General features: G+C 40.3%; 16 protein-coding genes. 9 read left to right on the forward strand and 7 right to left on the reverse strand.

Annotated features, from left to right (window positions below; translation table 11 throughout):
* Positions 1–130: 130 nt before the first annotated feature.
* From EZ456_RS12710 to EZ456_RS12735, 6 genes are all read right to left on the reverse strand, one after another.
* The gene (locus EZ456_RS12710; protein WP_131530689.1) at positions 131–1057 is read right to left on the reverse strand and encodes a sugar phosphate isomerase/epimerase family protein; all 927 of its coding nucleotides are present in this window, start codon (positions 1055–1057) and stop codon (positions 131–133) included.
* Between the two features lie 201 nt (positions 1058–1258).
* Complete coding sequence (locus EZ456_RS12715) at positions 1259–1822, reverse strand: porin family protein (protein ID WP_165501315.1); 564 nt, start codon at positions 1820–1822, stop codon at positions 1259–1261.
* Between the two features lie 155 nt (positions 1823–1977).
* On the reverse strand, positions 1978–3354 hold the full coding sequence (locus tag EZ456_RS12720; protein ID WP_131530693.1) for a hypothetical protein: 1377 nt from the start codon (positions 3352–3354) through the stop codon (positions 1978–1980).
* A gap of 4 nt (positions 3355–3358) precedes the next feature.
* Positions 3359–5344 (reverse strand): glucosidase family protein, encoded by a 1986-nt coding sequence (locus EZ456_RS12725; RefSeq protein ID WP_131530695.1) that lies wholly within the window; start codon positions 5342–5344, stop codon positions 3359–3361.
* 170 nt (positions 5345–5514) lie between these two features.
* Positions 5515–7170: a RagB/SusD family nutrient uptake outer membrane protein gene (locus EZ456_RS12730; protein ID WP_131530697.1), complete on the reverse strand. Its 1656-nt coding sequence runs from the start codon at positions 7168–7170 to the stop codon at positions 5515–5517.
* 11 nt (positions 7171–7181) lie between these two features.
* Positions 7182–10265 (reverse strand): SusC/RagA family TonB-linked outer membrane protein, encoded by a 3084-nt coding sequence (locus EZ456_RS12735; protein ID WP_131530699.1) that lies wholly within the window; start codon positions 10263–10265, stop codon positions 7182–7184.
* Between the two features lie 335 nt (positions 10266–10600).
* Between EZ456_RS12735 and EZ456_RS12740 the strand changes: the two genes are divergently transcribed.
* The 3 genes from EZ456_RS12740 to EZ456_RS12750 are packed head-to-tail and all read left to right on the forward strand — an operon-like array spanning position 10601 to position 13678.
* Positions 10601–11617: a GntR family transcriptional regulator gene (locus EZ456_RS12740; protein ID WP_131530701.1), complete on the forward strand. Its 1017-nt coding sequence runs from the start codon at positions 10601–10603 to the stop codon at positions 11615–11617.
* Positions 11618–11626: 9 nt separating this feature from the next.
* Positions 11627–13231 carry a solute:sodium symporter family transporter gene (locus EZ456_RS12745; RefSeq protein ID WP_131530703.1) on the forward strand — a complete coding sequence of 535 codons (1605 nt, stop codon included), beginning with the start codon at positions 11627–11629 and terminating at the stop codon, positions 13229–13231.
* 57 nt (positions 13232–13288) lie between these two features.
* Positions 13289–13678 (forward strand): VOC family protein, encoded by a 390-nt coding sequence (locus tag EZ456_RS12750; RefSeq protein WP_131530705.1) that lies wholly within the window; start codon positions 13289–13291, stop codon positions 13676–13678.
* Positions 13679–13879: 201 nt separating this feature from the next.
* On the opposite strand, the gene EZ456_RS12755 is transcribed toward EZ456_RS12750, so the two are convergent.
* A complete protein-coding gene (locus EZ456_RS12755; RefSeq protein WP_262711991.1) occupies positions 13880–14161 on the reverse strand; it encodes an SRPBCC domain-containing protein in 282 nt (93 codons plus the stop codon).
* Between the two features lie 699 nt (positions 14162–14860).
* Here EZ456_RS12755 and EZ456_RS12760 point away from each other — a divergent pair.
* From EZ456_RS12760 to EZ456_RS12780, 6 genes are all read left to right on the forward strand, one after another.
* Complete coding sequence (locus tag EZ456_RS12760; RefSeq protein WP_131530707.1) at positions 14861–15292, forward strand: organic hydroperoxide resistance protein; 432 nt, start codon at positions 14861–14863, stop codon at positions 15290–15292.
* Between the two features lie 102 nt (positions 15293–15394).
* Positions 15395–16675: an epoxide hydrolase family protein gene (locus tag EZ456_RS12765; RefSeq protein WP_131530709.1), complete on the forward strand. Its 1281-nt coding sequence runs from the start codon at positions 15395–15397 to the stop codon at positions 16673–16675.
* Positions 16676–16698: 23 nt separating this feature from the next.
* A complete protein-coding gene (locus EZ456_RS12770; RefSeq protein WP_131530711.1) occupies positions 16699–17100 on the forward strand; it encodes a cupin domain-containing protein in 402 nt (133 codons plus the stop codon).
* 150 nt (positions 17101–17250) lie between these two features.
* Positions 17251–17844 carry a chromate resistance protein ChrB domain-containing protein gene (locus tag EZ456_RS12775; RefSeq protein ID WP_225876532.1) on the forward strand — a complete coding sequence of 198 codons (594 nt, stop codon included), beginning with the start codon at positions 17251–17253 and terminating at the stop codon, positions 17842–17844.
* A 12-nt stretch (positions 17845–17856) separates the two neighbouring features.
* Positions 17857–18114 (forward strand): helix-turn-helix domain-containing protein, encoded by a 258-nt coding sequence (locus EZ456_RS25540; RefSeq protein WP_225876542.1) that lies wholly within the window; start codon positions 17857–17859, stop codon positions 18112–18114.
* A gap of 61 nt (positions 18115–18175) precedes the next feature.
* Positions 18176–19357, forward strand: coding sequence for a chromate transporter (locus tag EZ456_RS12780; RefSeq protein ID WP_131530713.1), 1182 nt, complete (start codon positions 18176–18178; stop codon positions 19355–19357).
* Positions 19358–19359: the final 2 nt, after the last annotated feature.

The following is a 19359-nucleotide window of genomic DNA, read 5'->3' on the forward strand; positions in this document are numbered from 1 at the left end:
GATATAAAAGAAAGGTATCTGAAAAGCGAAACTTGTACCTGAGGCTAATAGAAGAGCGAATTTACAATTGGGAATTAACCCAAAAATAACACCAAAGGCTGGCCAAAACCAGCCTTCTTTTTTGCAAAAACTACAAATATCTTTTTCGCCAAACCTCCATCATAAATACATTTATTGCCCATTGGTCGGCAACTGGTAGGTTGGTAAACGGAATGGTTGGCATATAACCGGGCGGTCCAAATTCGGTTAACATGGTCAGAATTTTATCCTGCTGTTTTTTTATGGCAACTACTTTATCCCACCAGGCAAAATGCGCTTCAACCGCTTGTTTCCATTCCGGTGCTCTCGGATCGCTTACTTGTGGCCCTTCTGCATGGCCAACCCTGGAGTGAACATGATCAGTACGTGAAATAGCAAGTGCCACAGTTTCTGGTTGATCTTCGAGTAAACTTTCGCTAACATTACACCAATGAGAAATATCGAGGGTTAGTCTTAAATCAGGGTTTTCCTGTAAATATTGTAATGATGCCGGAGCCGAATAAAGCATACGCGAACGATGGGTTTCATGATAAATAGGAACTCCAGTTTCTTTAGCATACTGAACAGTAAAATCAATGAATTTTTTGTTGTCTTGATATTGAAAAAAATCCTTCCCTGAGTGAACATTTATATACAAAGGTTTTTGATACCGATGTTCAATAGCTTCTTTAAGTACTTTTTTAAAAGTTGCAAAGTGCGGTACTGGAAGGGTTTCATCTCCACGGCAAAGGAAACCAACTTCTAATTGATATTTTTTTAACGCTTTAAATAATTCTTCAGCAATTTCTGCCGACCAGAGGATTTCTATTCCATCATAATCCGACGCTTTTGCCTTTTTGCAAAAATCGGTTACCGAGCCATTAAAGCCCCAATAAGGTGCCATAATTTTTAGCGCGAAACCGCTCGTCCATTTTTCAGATCCAGAAGAAGGTATACTTAGTGTTTCCATTGGCGTTAAAAATAAAGCAGATGTGAGTGCCATGCTGCCACCAATAAAATCGCGTCGGTTGTATTTCATATAATATGTGTTTACGAATTCAAGTTACACATTTTTAGTTTTTAAAGAATTAGTTCATATCCAAACGTAGTTTCGTTTATAATCAATCAAAGAACAAGCATAATACCATTAAGGACACAAAAAAACCCTTCAGAATAAACTGAAGGGCAATTTTATAGTAAAATAAGGATATTATTATTTTAAGGTTGATTAACCTACTTTTTAAAACAGTTTAAATCCTACAGATAGATTAAACAAACCGCTTTTTTCGTCTAGTCCTTTATTAATTTTGGTAAGGCCCCTACTGTATCTGGCATCGATACTGATGTTGCCAATATCTACACCAGCATTGAGCACCCCACCGAAATTAAGCTTTTTATACTCAAAGCCAACTGGCCCTTTTGCGTCATTAAGGGTATAATTAACATCAGGGCCTGCAGAAACCCTGAAATTTAAGTCTTCGGTATCGATAAGCTTATATCCTACCATAAGTGGTAAATTAAGTTGGTTAAATTTTGGTGTATACGTGTTAGCTGCATAAACATATGAACTCTTAAAACTAACATAGTTCAATTCTGGTTGAAAATATAGCGATTTACCAACCCGTGCAAATACCCCCAAATTATAACCTACCTTTCCTTTTTTATCTGTTATGGTCTTAAAACTTGTTGGCAATGTTCCATAGTTTACACCAGCTTTTACACCAAATACCAGGTCAGAATCTTGTGCTTTTGCTACTCCCGCTGTAATAACCATAACAGCAATTAATAAATAAAACTTGTTCATTTTCATACTTTTTGTTTTTAAATAATTGAATATTTATTGTGTTTTGAAAGTATGACAACAACATTTGTATTTACCCCTACGCCATTTTAAAAAAAAGGAATTGAACTAATGATGAAAAATATCTGAATGGTTAAATAATAGTCTTAATGAAACAGTTAAGCCCTTTTTATTTTAAGCGAGCTCCCTGGTTTTATCCAAACTGCTTTCTTCACAATGGTTTTTCCCTTATCATCTAAAAATTTGGGCTCCCAAAGAATTTTCTTTTTTCCATTGTTGGTTAATGTTGTAGCAATATTACCATCATGTTTTACCGTGATCGAAGTCATTAATACAGGTAGATCTTTTAATTCAGCAATTGTTGTTTTTTTACCACGGTATAAAGTGCTGATCTGATTAAGCCGCGCATCAGCTTCTACACCCATTAATCCTTCTGTAAAACCTTTAATTACACCGAAAGAAACTTCAGGATATTCTCTCCTGGCTGTTGCAGGATCGGTTAAATGAAGCAGATAACCATAGGCTTTTTCAGCCTGTCCGTTCTGGTACATAATTAATGGGAAATACGATAGGTTTTCTACATTCCAGTCTTTTGACAATAAATGTTGTATGGTTTTTTCTTTACGCTCACCAGCTTTTAAAGCATCGAACCAAAGTAAAAAGGTTTCTCCTTCATCCATGCCGAACTTATTGTCGTTCGAATAAAAAGTATTGTATCGCGAAACACGATCATTCCACCATAAAGCATCGATACTTTTCTGATAACCGACCGCCTTTTCTTTAAACTGTTTTGCTTTATCGTGTTGCCCTTTTAGCTCAAGGATAGCCGCATACGACATTAGGCCGCTGTAAATTGCCCCAACAAGATCGACCCCCATTTTAATATTGGGCACACCCTCTGAATAAGAAGGTAAACCACGGCACCTATGAAAGGCATCGTTATCATTAAAAGGTACTGGAGCATTTGGATGCGTTGGCCTTTTCAGCAATGAATCTGCCTGTAATACCCAACGTTTAATATATTCGCTTACCGATTTTTCGTGAAAGTTTTTAAAACCTGCACCATTAATATATTCTTGGTCGCCCGTCCATAAATACAGCTTCCAGCTAGCACTTAAAATATCAAAATTTGCATTCAGGTTATACCAGAATGCTGTATCATTACGGTAATCTTCTATGGCCGGTTTCCCTAAATGGTTAATTTCCCAATAAGAACACCAGTCTTTAGATTCGGAAATATTGTTCACAAACAACCTGAACATATTTTTATTTTCCTTACTCAAGCCCAGTATCTCGCCTCCAATGCTCTGGTGGGCTACATCGCGCATACAGAATGCTGATCTTGGTGGCAAAGCAGATTCGTACCAAGGGCCAACCGGATCGGTGGCTTTACCTTTATAGCTTAATGCCATTTCTTTAGCCCGAACAAATGCGGTTTGTAAAGCGGCATCAGTTGATTTAAAACTTACTCCGCCCTGCGCATAAACGCCACAACATAGGCAAAGAAAAAAGTGTACAAAAAGAATTCTTTTCATGTGTTTAATATAAGTTAATTTCTACAGCCTGTTTTCCGTCCCAGTTTATTTCTTGTTTTTTGCCGCTTTCCTGCTCCACTAAAATTTTGATCTTTCCTCCAATTCTGGAAACCGTAAGGCCAAAATCGCTATTAAATGCCCTGATGTGTTTAAGCGACATTTGCTTCCAGTCTGAAGGAAGATAAGGGCACAAACGAAATGATTTAAAACCTGTAGGTTGTATACCAAACAATCCTTCGGTTATGGCACGGCAATATAATCCACTCTCAGCCGAAAGATGGCGTTGATCTCCTTCCGGCCAGGCTTCAACAGCGTAGGGTACGTGTTCGCCCAGCAAACGTTTGGCGGTGTAGTATTTCAGGTATTTCATGGTGGTATCGGTTATACCTGCATTAAACAAGCCACGCACCGCGTACAAAAGCGAACGGTCCCAGAATACTTTTGATCCCGATTCGCTCAACATCCCATCCTTCGTCCACAGATAATCAGACAAAAGTGCTTTGGCGGTTTGCTCTTTTCTGTCGTAAATTCCCATCACCAGGGGCATTCCTATCCACGACCGAAGCTTATCGTTTCCCTCGTAGTAACGGTAAGTATCGAATCCCTGCACCTTAGCGCCAAAATATTTCTCTATTGCTGTTTTTAATACGGCAGCTTCTTTACGCAATTTCACTGAAGTCGTTTTATCCCCAAGGCTCACCGACAGATCAGAAGCACTGATTAATGCGCCGTAAACCAGTGTATTGGTTGACAGGTTAATTTTACCAGCAGGGAACCTTCCTTCCAGCTCATCCGAATCGGAAGCAATTACGCCATCTGCACTTTTTTTCCTCCTCGAAAACTCCAGGCACCATTCTATTAGTGGCCACAATTTTCGCGCTTCAGCAGTATCTGCATAAGCCAGTGCAAACCTTGAGGCTCCATAAGCAATCATAGCCATATCGCCACGATCGCCAGCTCCGTTCCATTTATCAGTTCCTTCTGCAATGATCGAACTTGGGATAGGTTTGTAATCGGGATTCATATATTTAGCAAACAAGCGGAAACTGTTTTTAGCACTTTCATTTCCTGCAGCATTACCCAAAAAAGGAAAAAACGGATCCATATATTCTGCCTGATCATTTGCCCAGATTGCAGCATAATAAGATCCACCACCAGGACCATGCATTAAACCATTTTTCGTGTCAAAAATACTTTCAGATGCCCTGATTTTGGCAAAAGCAAACATCTGATTCAGGGTATCATTTGGCGTTTTCAGCACCAGTTGCTGCGTAATTTCGTTTACAAAATTCTGTCGCTTTAACAATTCGTATGCTGAAGAATAAGTATAAGGCTCATCGGCTGTTTTCCATGCAGAATAAACAATTGCATAGGCCTGCTCTTCTCCGGCCTTTAAAATAAACCTACCGGCTCCAAATATTTTTGTATTCAGCAGGTATATACCATAAACACCTTTATTGCGTGCTGTACTATCTGTGTGATTAAGCTCCGGGACAACAATTTCTACTGGTTTCAATCCCTTATTTTTAAATACCGTGTGTTCAATAAATGCCGGTTTATCAGTTGATGGAAAGAGCTCACGCAGCACGCTCACATACCCCACCTCAGACCTAGCCACTACAGAACCGTTGATGGAAAAAGCCACAGGCTGCTCGTTCAAGGGTGTTCCATCTATCAAAACTGACGGCATTAACTGATCAAAATCCTTAATCAGGCTCCCACGGGTATCGTTCGGGATAATCCGCAGCATCGGGAACACGAGTTTTCTTTTTAAGATCAGGTTATTTTTATCGTTTACCCCATAGGTAATTATGGCGGAAATTTGTTTCCCGCTCATTTCTATCTGATCGGTATGTTTGGCATTTTTTTTAACGGTCCATTCAATGCCCCCGCTCTTTTGCAGGTGCCAGCGTAAATCCTGGGCATTTGCATCAAAATAATAGAGCAAAAATAAGATGAGCGATATACATTTTATCGGGAAAGATTTCATATCAAAAAAGAAAAAAATGAAGAGGCCTGTTCATAAATACAATTTTTCTTCAAATCTGTCACGTTGAGCCTGTCGAAACGCCCTAAAATCTTTCGATAAGGTCCTTCGACAGGCTCAGGATGACAAATTCTATTATTTATGAGACAACCTTCATTAAAAATAGCATTTAATTAATAATTTGGATTTTGCACAATGGCAGGGTTCTTTTGTATTTCACTTCTTGGTATTGGGTAGAAATAAAAACTTGGCACCCAGGTGCGCTCTTGAACGGTCATTAATGCATAGTTAAACGTACCATTTGCTTGTTTGGTAATGGTAACCCCTTTTGCATCTTCTGAACCTGTTTCTGCGATCCCCCATCTCCTGATATCAAAATAACGGTGTCCTTCAAAACAAAGTTCTATCCTGCGCTCATGTCTTATCTTATCCATTAACACGGCTCCAGATCCACTTACCACTGGCATACCCGCTTTTTCGGTTCTTATTTTATTCAGGTAATTTAGGGCCTCGCCATCTTCACCAAGTGCAGCACAGGCTTCAGCATAATTCAAATAGATTTCTGATAACCTGAAAACCACCCACTGGGTAGCATCGTAGTCCTGAACATTCCAGTCGAAGGCCTCATTTACCATTTTTTTCACACAGTATCTCGTTTTCGACGCATTCCATGGAGAATAAGGACTTTGAGGAGAGTCGTCACCACCTTCAAAAAAGCTCGTTAAACGCCCTTTAAACTGCTGGTTATTGGCCAAAATTGTAGCATAAAATCTTGGTTCTCTGTTCAGATACGGGTCTTTTGCCTGTACAGGATTGCTCCAGCTAAATTTCGTACCATCGGCCATTTCAAAATCATCAACCATTTGTTGAACAACATTGTATGCGCTATAACCATTATAACCATTTGGACTCAAATCACGGCTAACGGTATTGTAGCGATCTGCCCTTACCAAGCCGCTGTATACCCTTGAAAAGATGATTTCTGAATTGAAAAAATCGAGATAGGTTTTATTATAGGTACCGTTGGCCGCATTGCCATATAAGGCATATTTAGGCGTAGCGAAATCAATTACCGCCTTGGCTGCCAATTTTGCATCTTCCCACAGCTTCTTATCGTTGCTTTTGTTAAAATATGGGCTCGCAGCATACAGCAAGAGTCTCGATTTTAAGGCCAAAGCTGCTCCTGCGGTGGCGCGACCTTTATCATTGGCACTTGCATAAACTGTTGGCAAGGTTTTTAAAGCCTCTGTGATCTCGGCAAGTATAAAATCCTTCGTTTCGGTCCAAGTGGCTCTTTTCTCGCTAAAGCTTTTGTCGTTCACATCGTAAACCTTAACAATAAGCGGCACACCGCCAAACCTTTTTAGCAGTTCGAAATAAGCCAAAGCGCGTAAAAAATGCACCTCACCTTTCATGTTTTTAACCGCATCGCCTCCTCCCGTTACCTGATCAATATTTGCAAAGAATATATTGCTGTAGCGGATAGAAGCATACATTTTGTTCCAATGGTTCAGCGATCCTGAACTTTGGTTATCTGGCGTGGCCTCACCCCGTACATACAGGTTTTCGTTTGTCCAGTTAAAGTTTCCGTAAAGCTCATCGGTTTGCGCGCCCCAGCCTAGTCCACCATCCTGGTAAGCCAACACGGTTTGATCGTAAATACTGTTTACAAAAACCTGAACCAGTTTCGGATCGGTCCACACATCCTTTTCTGAGTAAGCATTTAAAGGCTGCAGCTCGAGCGCCTTTTTACATCCTCCGATTAACAGCAGTGTACAGATGAGTAAAATCGTGCTGTTGATTTTATAATTATTGATGTTCAATTTCATGATATACTTTTTTAGAAGGTAATGTTTGCGCCAACATTGATCACACGCTGTTGTGGATAATACTGTCCTGAATTACTTGGGGTTTCGGGGTCAAATGATGGCCCGAAGCGATCGATAGAAAATAGGTTTGTTCCGCTGATGTAAAGTCTTACATTTTGCATTTTTATCTTTTCGATTAACGTTTTTGAAAAGGTATAACCAAATTCAATGTTCTTTAACCTTACAAAAGCTGCATTTCTTAACCACAGATCCGATTCAAGGGTATTTACGCCAAATGTTCTGCCGGTTGGACCGCTAAAGTTTCTTGGGTATTTATTATCTCCCGGGTTTTGCCATCTTTTTTCAAAAAATTCCTGCACCATATTTAAGCCTGCGGGTGCCAGGTAAGATTTGGCCCTTGCCTGCCCCTGAAAGAAAACCGTAAAATCTATATTTTTCCAGCTTGCACCAACAGAGGTACCAAACATAATTTCTGGTGTACGGGTAAGTGGGGTTCGCACTTTATCCAGGTCATTAATCGCACCATCATTGTTTATATCCTTATACCTGATGTCGCCAACACCAGTACCTGCCGGGTGTGGCGTATTGTTAATTTCCTGTTGATTTTGATAAATGCCATCACTTTGGTACAAGAACCACGAATCGATAGGAATATTGGTTTTGCGTTGGTAATCGGGAATATTGGCGGCTTCATCCATAAAGATTACCTTGTTCCTTGCGAAAGTGATATTGCCCCTAACGTTGTACTTAAAAGAATCGCCAATATTGTTGTGGTGTAAAACCTCCATTTCTATACCACGGTTTAATACTTTACCTAAGTTTTCACTTGGTAGTGTTAGACCTGTATATCCAGGAACTGACTCGCTTCTCGTGATCAGGATGTTAGAACGCAGCGACCTGAATACATCGATATTAACGCCTAGTTTTCCTTTAAAAAATTGTGCTTCCAGACCAATATCGGTAGTATTGGCCAGCTCCCAGGTAATGTTCGGATTTGGTGTTGGACCTAATACCAGAGATGAGACCTGTGAAGCGCCAGCACCCAAAGAATAGCCATAACCACTACCAAGCAAATAGGTTTGCAGGTAATTGAATGCAGAAACCGCATCATTACCGGTTTTGCCCCACGAAGCCCTCAATTTCAGCTCGTTGATCACTTCAGATTTAAAGAAATCTTCCTGCGAAATACGCCATCCTGCTGATACTCCTGGGAAAAAACCATAACGTTTTCCTTGTGGAAAATTCTGAGAACCATCATAACGCATGGTATAATCTAACAGGTACCTACCTTTATAATTGTAAGAGAAACGGCTAATGTAATTCACACGTGCGGCTTTTGCAGCGCTCGAATTGTTCTGCTGCCCGATAAGGCTACCTGCAAAAAGCTGGTCCAAACTATTGCTCAGGAAATTTACCCTGTTGGCATTAATGATGTCGGTATTTCCTTTAAAGCTTTCGAAAGCAACAAAGGCATCAAAAGTATGATCGCTGATTGTTTTTGAATATCCTAACTTTAAATTTAATAAACCTTGATTAATATCGCCCCGTTGTTCAAATAAAGATGGCGTAATCGAAGAAACAACCTGAGTGTATCCTTTCGTAGCCGGGTTATAGCGGTATGCTGGTGGTGGTGTTTTGGTAAACGATTTGGTTTTCGATATCGTTTTGTCAAACGCGTAATACCCATCTACAAAAAGTCCTTTGGCCACCTTATCCAGCTTCCAGCTAAAAGATGCCTTGGTTTGCAGGTAATCAGTTGTGAATCTTTGGTATCCGGCCTCTCCAGAAGTAATGTAAACCAAACTGTTATCCGGACCGCCTCCAATACCCACACCAACAAGTTCATTGTCGTATATCGGGGTAAGGTAAGGATAGGCTAACCATAATTCCCTAAAAATTCCCCCGGCATCATAACCACGTTTGGCTGCATTGCGGAATTCGTTACGGTAACTCACATCCACCCCTATTTTAAAATTATCGGTTACATTCACATCTACATTTGCCCTCGCCTGGTCTTGTGTATAATAGGCGGCATCGCGTTTATAAATACCATCTTGTTTCTGGTGCTGGCCCGAGAAAAAATAACTCACTTTATCTGTTCCACCACTAAGTGAAAGAATATGATTTTGCTGTAGTGCACGTTTTTTCATTACCGCATCCCACCAGTTGCTGTTGGGATAAGCCAGCGGATCAGATCCGTTGCGGAATTTTTCAATATCTTCCGCTTTCCATGTTAATTGCTGACCAACTAAAGCATCGTATTCATTGGTTGCCTGTGCATATTGATAAGAATTGAGCATCTCTGGCACACGTGTAGGCTGTGTTGTAGCCCAGTTGGTTCCAAGCGAAAACACTGGTCGGCCAGATTTACCTCTTTTTGTGGTAATAAGGATAACACCATTTGCCGATCGTGCACCATAAATTGCAGCACTTGCATCTTTGATCACCGTAAAAGATTCGATATCAGCTGGGTTCAACCTGGCAAAACCACCCGATCTGTCTGGAATCCCATCAATTACCACCAGTGCCCCCGTGCTGCCTAAAGTACTTTTTCCACGAACAAACACATCGGCATTATCATTACCCGGCTCGCCGCTTCTGGTATTTACAATAAGCCCCGGAACCTGACCGGCAATAGAATTGGTCAGGTTGGTTGAAGGAGATTTAGCCAGCTCAGCTCCACTGATCGTGGCAACCGCACCCGTTAAATTTGCCCGCTTCTTGGTACCATAACCTACCACAACCACATCATTAAGGCCAGCGCCTGATGTTTCTACCAACTGTACCTCGATGTTGGTTTTATCACCTACATTAATTTCCTGATCAGTGTAACCTATATAACTGAATATTAAAATGGCATTAGAGGGAACGCTTAATTTAAATCTTCCATCGGTATCTGTTTTTGTGCCCTGTTGGCTTCCTTTTACCCTAACCGAAGCCCCTGGTAATCCCAATCCATTGTCTGTTACCCTACCCGAAACCATTTGCTGGGCAAACGAGGGGACAAAAACGGCAAAAAAGAGTAGTAATAAAATAAGCTTTTTCCAGAGCAAATCAGGATAGCCTAACTTTTGAAAAGTAAGTTTTAAGTTCATATTTGGTTTATTTTGGTTGGAAATAAAAAGATAGTCTAGTTAATCTAGTCTATTCTGTTCTATTATAATGTAAATATAAACGATCTTTTTTTAGAATTGCAAAACTTATTTTCGGCTTTTATAAAAAAAATCGCGTTCAGGATTTAGCTGCCTTAACAAAAACAAGCCATTTTGTGCCTTTATTGTTACATAATCTATCTTTACAAACCAATACACGGAAAATGAGATGTGGAATATTTTTTTTTCGATTGTTGATTAACTGAATTTTATTACCTTGTAAATAAAAGGCAAACAAGAATTATAAACCTATAGACTAGTGTAGCCCAATCTACTTTATGATCACTATTTTCGAAAAAATACAGGAACTGGAAGAAATACCCTCTTATTCGAAACATGAGCAGTTTGTTCAGGGTTTTATTAATGCCATTGATGAAAGGATTATTTCTAAAGGAGAAGCGCTTCCCTCTATCAATGTTTTGATTAAAGAACTTGGTTTTGCCCGCGAAACGGTAATGAAAGGTTATCGTGAATTGATTAGCCGGGGTATAGTGGAATCTAAAAAGCGCTTAGGCTATTTTGTGGCTAACGACGATACCGAACAAACCTTAAAGGTAGCCCTGCTCATGTATTTGATTGATTCTTTTCAGGAGCAGTTTTACCGTAATTTTAGAAATGAACTTGGGCCAAATGTGCATATCGATGTTTTTTTTCATCATGGTAATATCACCATGTTCGAAACGATGCTGGATATGATCAAAGGAAAATATGGTGTTTATGTTATTTCGCCAATTCCACACCCTAAAACCAAACACCTGTTAGATAGCTTGCCGAACAATAAACTCATCATGTTCGACCGTTACGAAGCACTAAAAGGTGAATTTAATTATGTTACGCAAGAATTTGAACAATCTACCTATCAGGTTTTAGCCGAACTTGCTGATACCATAAAAAAGTTCGATGAAATGATTTTCTTCCATGTTCCCGGTTCGTTAGATCCTGTCGAAATTATCAGGGCCTTTAAAAAGTTCACTAAAGATTTTGCCGTAAATACACGGATCATAAATGAATATGAGCCTGGAAGTGTAGAAAAAGGCAAGGTTTACTTTACACTGAACAACTCAGAAATCTGGAAAATCTTGAAAGATTGCGAAGCAAAGCAGCTTCAGGTGGGAAAAGATATCGGCATCCTTTCGCATAACGATGAAGTTGTAAAAGAACTTATAGGTGGAGGCATCACCACATATTCGGCCGATTTCTCGTTAATGGGCAAAAAAGTTGCACAGGCAGTGCTGAAAAAAGAAAAAATCCAGGAAATTATTCCAACGGTACTCATCAGAAGAAATTCTTTATAGCCAAAGCACATGAATACTACAGCCTTTGTTACTTTTATTGTGGTAACCTTTCTGGTTGCATTGATTTCATGGATCAAAACCCGAAAGCATAAAATTACGACCTCTGCAGGGCTCTTTCTTGCCAATCGTACCTTAAGCTTTACCGCCGTGGGAAGTGCTTTGTTTTTCACCAATATCAGTGCGGCCGAATTTGTAGGTAGCAGCGAATCGGTGTACATTAACAACATGACGGTAATGGCATGGGGAGTAAGTTCTGTATTCGCCATGTTAGTGGTTTCAGAATTTGTGATCCCTGTTTATTTAAAGGGCGCCATGTCTACAACCCCCGATTTTCTGGAAAGCCGTTACGATCCGCAAACCAAAAAACTGGTATCCTTCCTTTTTCTGATCGGCTATCTCGTTAACCTGTTGCCTATTGTACTGTACAGCGGTGCAGTGGCATTAAATGGCCTGTTTCACTTTTCCGATAGCTGGAACATCAGTTATGGCAGCAGCATCTGGATTTTGGTTTGGTGCATTGGGCTTGTGGGCAGTTTATATTCTATTTTGGGCGGTTTAAAAGCCATTGTTATTTCTGATCTTGTATTAGGTGCCTGTATGTTTACAGGCGCATTATTACTTGCTTATTTTGGGCTGAGACATGTTGGAAATGGAGACCTGCAACACGGCATACATACCATCCTTACCTCAAAAACCGAACACTTTAATTCAATAGGAAAAACAGGCGATGCCATTCCGTTTTCTACCATTTTTACCGGCATGATTTTGATGAACCTCTTTTATTGGGGTACTGAACAGGTAATTGTGCAACAGGCATTGGCTTCTTCTGATCTTAAAGCCAGCCAGAAGGGAATTGCACTGGCCTGTGCGGGTAAACTCCTTGGTCCCTTATTATTTATGCTACCAGGAATTATTGCTGTTCATATGTATAGCAATATGCAGAATACCACTGAAGTTTTTTCGAGGGTAGTAAGCGATGTATCGCCTCCCGTACTGAGCGGTTTTATCGCCGCCGTTATTTTTGGCGCTGCTATTACCTCATTTTCTCCTGGACTGAACAGCGCAAGCACCTTGTTTATCCTTAATATTTACAAACCAGCCAAAGAAAAGAAAGGCATTGCCCTTACCGAGGCCAATATGTTAAAAAGTTCGAAAATATTTGAAATGTTTGCCTCCTTACTGGCCATGTTCATTGCACCATTATTCATCTTTTCTAATGACAGCTTTTATACGTTTATGCAAAAGATAAATGCGGCATTTAGTATCCCGATCTTTACCATTATGTTTGTTGGATTTGTAACCAAAAAAGTTCCGCCAATTGCCGCAAAAATAGGTCTGGGATTTTGCTTTCTAGCCTATATATTTACACAAATGGTTTTTGATACCGGTATACACTTTCTGCATGTGCTGGCCATTCTTTTTGTTGTTACTACAGCCATTATGCTCATCATTGGAAGGTTATACCCCATGGAAACAGCCTATGTAGCACAGAACAAACAGGTTGTTGATTTAAAGCCCTGGAAAAACCGCTATTGGGTGAATGGGCTCTTATTACTGATTATGATTTTATTATTTTTATTATTCTCTCCGGCATATCTTGCATCAAATCCATAATCGGTTTTGTTGGTGAGTTCGTTATTGTTTTGTTATCAATATTTAAATACTATAATGATGAAAACAAAAATCTGGGCCAATTTAGGCGTTAAAAATGTAGAGAAAAGCAGCGCCTTTTACACCAAACTTGGTTTTGAAAAAAATGCAGGGCGCGAAAGTGATGAGTTAGCAAGCTTTTTATTTGGAGAGGATAATTTTGTGATCCACTTTTTTAAGGAAGATAGTTTAAAAAAGGGCATGAAAGGCGAGCTGGCCGATTTGAGCAAGGGCAACGAAGTCATATTTACCATTTCGGCAGAAACAGATGCAGAAGTAGATGATTGGGCCGTAAAAGTAAAAGATGCTGGTGGTGCTGTATTCTCACCACCGGAGGAATTTCAAGGCATGTATGGTTGCGCCTTTGCCGACCCAGATGGGCATAAGTTTAATATATTAAAATGGAAGTAAGTACATACTAGAGGCTTATCATAAAGGCAATTTCTCTTCATATTTTGTCATGTTGTCCAAAGGACTCCTACGGAGAGCCTGTCGAAACACATAAAAACGTATTTAACTAAGTCCTTCGACAAGCTACCAATGACAGATTCTGAAAATCGTCGTCTTTCCCGCGCAGGCGGGAATCTTAATGCAACCTACAAACTGGAGTTGCTACATTTCAAGCGACTCCTGCCAACCGAGGTAACACATCTCTACAGGTATAACTGAAGGAATCCCTTCTTGTGAAATTTTAATTTCAGTACCTACCAAAGTCTTTTTTAACCAAACTGCGGTGATCATCTCACCAGGCAGATTTGGATCATCAAACTGATCGGTGTACTTTAGAAACTCGTTTGGTATGATTTCAATGTATTTCCCTCCGAATGAATGACTATTAGAGGTGGTAAAATTTTGAAACGACATTTTAAAAGAACCTCCTAATGCTACTGTCATTTCGTGAACGGTATAAAGAAAACCGTATGGAGGTAACATGAAGCAATGGCCAAGGGCTCGGTGATTGCACGGTATATTTTTTCTGGCGATGCTTTTAAAACTCTGTGCAATGAAACGCTGTTGTTCGACATAAAATCATTTTTTAATTCCCTACTCTTCAGGCTTTTCGGTTTCGCCCGTTTTTGGAGTGGTAGCTGCTCCACTAACTTGTCGGTTTTTAATATGAATTCCTGACTACACCAAGATGGCATGTAAATTCGAGTTTGCCAGTGGTAATATGCGACAATGTTGAAGGGGCTTTACGGCAACGCAAGGTATCAAAAGAGAAAGCACTTCTTATTAAACATTCCACCATCTACGAAATTTACCAGACAGGCTTTTTAAAAAAAGCTATAACATATTTGGCATAAAAAATACTGTAGCTATGCTAGGATTAATCAGGGCTTAATTTTCTCATTCAAAGGATACAATCAAAATTCTGCAGGTTCAGGATAATATATTAGAACAGTTTCGGGATGTATACAAGATTAACTTCCGAACCCGCCAGACAAGATCATAACCAATTCTGTCTATTCTATCCCCTACTTTGTCTACTTCAACTACTCTGTCATAGTTCTCCAGCCATTACCACAATACCTTTACTGCATAAAACAAAAACAGTTTTATCGCAGATCAATAAACAATTTAAAATAACAAAAAATGGAAAATTCAAACAACAGTACATCAAAAGTGGTGTACACAGGAACAACAACTACTACTGGTGGCCGTCAAGGCGCTTCAAAAAGTTCAGATGGCCGTTTAGACATTACACTTACTCCTCCTGGAGGAAGAGGCGAAGGCACTAACCCCGAGCAATTGTTTGCTGCAGGTTGGTCAGCTTGTTTTTTAGGCGCCATGGGTAAATCAGCAGCAATCAAAAACATCAAACTTCCGGCAGACTCACATATTGATGCAGAAGTAGATCTGGTACTATCAGATACCGAAGGATATTCATTACAGGTTCGCTTAAACATTAATCTCCCAGGTATCGATCGTGAAGATGCGCTAGCCATTGCAGAACACGCACATACTTTGTGTCCTTATTCAAAAGCGATAAAAGGTAATATCAACGTTGAGACTAATATTCTATAAAAACAAGGTAATCAGGGATTGACCGGTTGAATAAAGATTTGAGCTATTTGAACATCTCTCATCATAATAAAAAATTAAACCATAATTAAAGAGAATAACAAAATGAAAACAATAAATAATTTCGTGCGCATAATATTCACAGGAATATTACTGATGCAAGTCACATTTGCCGTTGCTCAGGAGAAGTTGAAAACTGAAGAGCCCATACGGCCTTTTAAAGTAAACATCTCAGATACGGCTATTAAAGATCTCCGTCAACGCGTTTTGGCTACAAAATGGCCAGATCAAGAAACAGTAACAGATCAATCGCAGGGCGCTAAACTTTCCAAAATGAAAGAACTGATCAAATACTGGGGAACAAATTACGACTGGAGAAAAGCTGAGGCCAAACTAAATGCTTATCCACAATTTGTAACCAAGATAGATGGAGTTGACATTCATTTTATCCACGTTAAATCGAAACATAAAAATGCCATGCCATTAATTCTAAGCCATGGCTGGCCTGGGTCGGTATTTGAATTTACAAATGTTATTGGTCCGCTAAGCAATCCAACTGCATATGGCGGAAAAACCGAAGATGCTTTTGATCTAATCATTCCCTCCCTTCCTGGTTTCGGTTTCTCAGGTAAACCAACTGAAGCAGGCTGGAATATCGACAGGATTGCAAAAGCCTGGATTGTACTGATGGACCGTCTTGGATACAAACAATATGTTGCACAAGGTGGCGATTGGGGTGCTGGAATTGTTAATGCTATGGCCTTACGAGCACCTGAAGGATTGTTAGGTATCCATAGCAATTTACCAGCTACATTACCGACAGAAGCAGGAATGGCACTGGGAGGTAAAACTGTACCGGCAGGTTTTTCTGATAAAGAACGTGCTGCTTTTGAACAACTCAATAAAGAGATCGTTGGCGGTGGGTTTATCTATAAAACAACAATGGAAACACGTCCGCAAGGCGTAAGTTATGGTCTTAACGATTCTCCAGCAGGACTTGCGGCATGGATTTTCCTGCATCCTGGTTTCGAAAACTGGTCGTATGGAAATGATCCCAAACAGTTGCCAACAAAAGATGAAGTTCTTGACGACATTTCGCTATACTGGCTTACTGGCTCGGCAGGTTCTTCCTCAAGAATTTACTGGGAAAACCGAAATGTAAGCCTCATTAGTGCAGGTGCTATGAAATCCGATCAAATCACCATTCCGGTAGCGGTTACAACATTTCCTCAAGATGTTTATGCATCACCCGAAACCTGGGCGCGCCGCGCATATAAAAATTTAATCTATTTTAATGAGGTAAGTATAGGAGGGCATTTTGCCGCCTGGGAACAACCTCAAATTTTCTCAGAAGAGATCCGCGCAGCTTTTAAAACACTCCGTTAAACCTATTTTAAACAAAAAACAAGATGAAAACGAATTTCAGCATCCTTGCAATAGCCGTAGTACTCAGCCTATCTGCATTTTTTTTACCAGGCACTGCCGCTGCACAACAAGGCATCACACGCATACCCTTACAGCGACACGACCTCAGCATTCACGGCTGGGAAACCGTACAAGTGAGAATAGATTTCGACAAAGGAACAGCTTTCGGTATGCATACCCATCCCGGCGAAGAAGTTATCTACGTACTCAAAGGCACATTTATTTATGAGGTTGAGGGAAAAGAAAAAGTAACACTTAAAGCAGGTGATACACTTTTTATTCCTGCCGGTGTGGCGCACGCTGCAAAAAATATCGGAAAAACGAAGGCCATTGAACTCGCAACCTATATCGTTGAAAAAGGAAAACCGCTTTTGGTAAAAAAGTAACAGCATGTATCTTGGAGACTATCTAAAAAAAGTCGTCAAATTTTAATTAGAGGAATGATATTATCCACTCTAATTATTAAAGCGAAGGTTTCATCGAATTATTATTAAAATCACCTACGATAGTTAACTTTGCTTAAACTCCTAATAAAAATGACAAAATGGATCACCCGCGAGCATCCGAAAATTGACCGAATTGCCTGCCCTTGGCTGATCAGGCGTTTTATCGATCCCGATGCAGAAATTATTTATGTGCCTTCAGATCAGGTGATGATTAAGGCTGAAGAATTAGGGGCCGTACCGTTTGACATGCCAGATGTGGAATATACGCATTACGACGATCAATGCACATTTGATTATTTCATCAAAAAATACCAGTTAAAAGATATTGCTCTTGACCGGATAGCTGCCATCGTTCGTGGGGCAGACACTGATCGTCATGACTTCGCTCCACAGGCAGCAGGGCTAGAAGCTGTATTTTCGGGATTAGCCTATCACAGTTCAAATGACCAGGAATTACTGGCACTAGGTATACGGATCTATGATGGGCTATACAGCTGGGCAAAACACCTTTACCACAAAAAACATACACAGGCCAGTCCAGTTGAAAAAATGTTACTGGAGATATATACCAAGTACCTTCGGGAAAATAAAGGAAAGAAAGCACCAGCCTGGGCGAATGAATTACGGGAAATGATACAGGATCAGATGGACACCAATATGTCTTTGAGCCTCCAGCAGGCTTAAGATGAACTGGAGATTAACCCAGCGTATTTATCAAGAGCGTTTTCCAAATACTTTGATAACCTATCTTTTGGAGATTATATACGGAAGATGCGGATTGAAAAGGCTATGCTGTTAATAGAAAGTACAACTTACTCCTTAACCGAGATTGCTTATCTCACTGGGTTTTCAGACCAGAGCCACTTTAACCGGATTTTTAAGAAGCAGACCGGAGAAAATCCATCATTTTACAGAAAAAAGCACCAAAAAAGTAAAACGGATACAAATAGTTAAATCTGTACAATTATAAGGTTCTGCGAATAAGCAATATTGTAATGAAAATACAATTTGCCTGATGAAAGAACAAACAGATAAAACCAAGCCGCAATACTCACTAGCCGAAATCACCAAGTATTTCCTAAAACTGGGTACCTGGGGATTTGGTGGTCCGGTTGCGCTGGTTGGTTATATGCAGCGTGACCTGGTTGAGCAGAAAGGCTGGATAAGCGAAGAGGAATACAAAGAGGGGCTGGCGCTTGCACAACTGGCCCCAGGGCCTCTGGCAGCACAGCTAGGCATTTATATTGGCTTTGTACATTATGGTTTAATCGGAGCTACTTTAACAGGATTAGCCTTTGTACTGCCATCCTTCATCATGGTGGTTTTGCTCGGCATGGCCTACCAACTATATGGCGGACTAGCGTGGATGCAAGCGGTGTTTTATGGTGTAGGTGCTGCCGTAATCGGTATCATTACCATGAGTGCTTATAAACTGACTATTAAGTCAATCAGCAAATTGGAACTTCCTGCCATTAAATCCAAATGGCTTTTATGGCTGTTTTATATCATTGGAATCGTAATCACCATCATTACCGAAAAAGAGGAAGTCTTACTTTTTCTAGGTTGTGGCATCCTGTATATGCTCATTAAGGCTCCACCACAATGGATCAAAAAGCCATCCACCCTACCTGCCGGAATACTATTCAGTACTGGTTTCTGGAACTATGACAGCAAAACCTTACAAGAGATCGGCTGGTTTTTTGCTAAAGCAGGCACATTTGTATTTGGTAGCGGACTGGCTATTGTACCTTTCCTGCACGGTGGTGTAGTGAAGGAATTCGGTTGGCTTACAGAGGCGCAGTTTGTAGATTCGGTTGCGGTTGCCATGATCACACCCGGACCAGTAGTAATTACGGTAGGCTTTATCGGCTATCTTGTTGCAGGATTTCCGGGGGCCAGCGTTGCGGCACTCGCTACTTTTCTGCCTTGCTACCTTTTTACTGTAGCTTTAGCCCCCTCTTTCAAAAAGATTGCAAAAAACAACAGCGTTAAAACATTCGTAGAAGGAATTACCGCCGCTGTAATTGGCGCTCTGGTGGGTTCAGTAATTGTGATCGGTACGCGCTCTATAAAAGACATTCCAACCGCATTTATCGCAGTAGCCGCTATACTGGCACTCATCTACATCAGAAAATTACAGGAGCCTTACATCATTGGTGTAGCGGCTATCATCGGACTACTCATTAAATTCATTTAGGA

Source organism: Pedobacter psychrodurus, assembly GCF_004331735.1.
GTDB lineage: Bacteria > Bacteroidota > Bacteroidia > Sphingobacteriales > Sphingobacteriaceae > Pedobacter > Pedobacter psychrodurus.

Excerpts from the sequence above, each read along its gene's own strand:
- EZ456_RS12710 (WP_131530689.1), bottom strand. The coding sequence starts at position 1,057 with ATGAAATACAACCGACGCGATTTTATTGGTGGCAGCATGGCACTCACA.
- EZ456_RS12715 (WP_165501315.1), bottom strand. The coding sequence starts at position 1,822 with ATGAACAAGTTTTATTTATTAATTGCTGTTATGGTTATTACAGCGGGA.
- EZ456_RS12720 (WP_131530693.1), bottom strand. The coding sequence starts at position 3,354 with ATGAAAAGAATTCTTTTTGTACACTTTTTTCTTTGCCTATGTTGTGGC.
- EZ456_RS12725 (WP_131530695.1), bottom strand. The coding sequence starts at position 5,344 with ATGAAATCTTTCCCGATAAAATGTATATCGCTCATCTTATTTTTGCTC.
- EZ456_RS12730 (WP_131530697.1), bottom strand. The coding sequence starts at position 7,170 with ATGAAATTGAACATCAATAATTATAAAATCAACAGCACGATTTTACTC.
- EZ456_RS12735 (WP_131530699.1), bottom strand. The coding sequence starts at position 10,265 with ATGAACTTAAAACTTACTTTTCAAAAGTTAGGCTATCCTGATTTGCTC.
- EZ456_RS12740 (WP_131530701.1), top strand. The coding sequence starts at position 10,601 with ATGATCACTATTTTCGAAAAAATACAGGAACTGGAAGAAATACCCTCT.
- EZ456_RS12745 (WP_131530703.1), top strand. The coding sequence starts at position 11,627 with ATGAATACTACAGCCTTTGTTACTTTTATTGTGGTAACCTTTCTGGTT.
- EZ456_RS12750 (WP_131530705.1), top strand. The coding sequence starts at position 13,289 with ATGAAAACAAAAATCTGGGCCAATTTAGGCGTTAAAAATGTAGAGAAA.
- EZ456_RS12755 (WP_262711991.1), bottom strand. The coding sequence starts at position 14,161 with ATGACAGTAGCATTAGGAGGTTCTTTTAAAATGTCGTTTCAAAATTTT.
- EZ456_RS12760 (WP_131530707.1), top strand. The coding sequence starts at position 14,861 with ATGGAAAATTCAAACAACAGTACATCAAAAGTGGTGTACACAGGAACA.
- EZ456_RS12765 (WP_131530709.1), top strand. The coding sequence starts at position 15,395 with ATGAAAACAATAAATAATTTCGTGCGCATAATATTCACAGGAATATTA.
- EZ456_RS12770 (WP_131530711.1), top strand. The coding sequence starts at position 16,699 with ATGAAAACGAATTTCAGCATCCTTGCAATAGCCGTAGTACTCAGCCTA.
- EZ456_RS12775 (WP_225876532.1), top strand. The coding sequence starts at position 17,251 with ATGACAAAATGGATCACCCGCGAGCATCCGAAAATTGACCGAATTGCC.
- EZ456_RS12780 (WP_131530713.1), top strand. The coding sequence starts at position 18,176 with ATGAAAGAACAAACAGATAAAACCAAGCCGCAATACTCACTAGCCGAA.